The 674-nt window shown below is 57.4% G+C and carries 1 pseudogene; it reads right to left on the bottom strand.

Annotated features, from left to right (window positions below):
• Nucleotides 1-581: pseudogene (locus SM191_RS19555) on the bottom strand (integrase core domain-containing protein); the annotation flags it as partial.
• Nucleotides 582-674: the final 93 nt, after the last annotated feature.

Here is a 674-nt window from a genome sequence, read left to right as displayed (position 1 = left end):
TAGGTGTTTGATCCCGGCATTTGATGGTGCGGGTTTGATGTAAAGCGGGCTGGCTCGTTTTGCCATGCTTTGCAGATGGCCTCGTAGGGTGTGAGACCTTTGAGGGTCTTGAGCCTGCGTGCGAAGTTGTATGCGGCGACGAAGTCGCCAAGGTGCTGCCGAAGCTGGTCGTGGCTGTCGTAATGGTACCGTTTGACGGTCGCTTCCTTGATCGTCCGGTTCATCCGTTCGACCTGCCCGTTGGTCCACGGGTGCTTCACCTTGGTCAGCCGGTGATCGATCTCGTTCTCGTCGCAGACGCGGTCGAATATGTGGTGGAAGGCGTATTTGTGGTGGGCATGGTTGGTGAACTGGATGCCGTTGTCGGTCAGCACCGTGTGGATCTTGTAGGGCACGGCCGCGACCAGGTTGCGCAGGAACTGGGCCGCGATCATCTTGCCGGCCTGCTCGTGCAATTCGACGAACGCGAACTTGCTCGTCCGGTCGATCGCCACGAACAAGCGTAGCTTGCCTTCGGCCGTCTGCACCTCGGCGATGTCGATGTGGAAATAGCCGATGGGATAGGTCTTGAACTTGTGACGTGACCCCCGTTTCTTCATCCAACTGGAAGTAGAGACCGTCTCCTTAAAGGGACGGACGGAATGAAGCGGAAGCAGTTTTCGGAAGAGCAGATC

The organism is Sphingomonas sp. 2378 (assembly GCF_038084995.1).
GTDB lineage: Bacteria > Pseudomonadota > Alphaproteobacteria > Sphingomonadales > Sphingomonadaceae > Sphingomonas.
The sequence above is the reverse complement of the archived record's forward strand: the minus strand, read 5'-3'. Positions and strand labels throughout refer to the sequence as shown.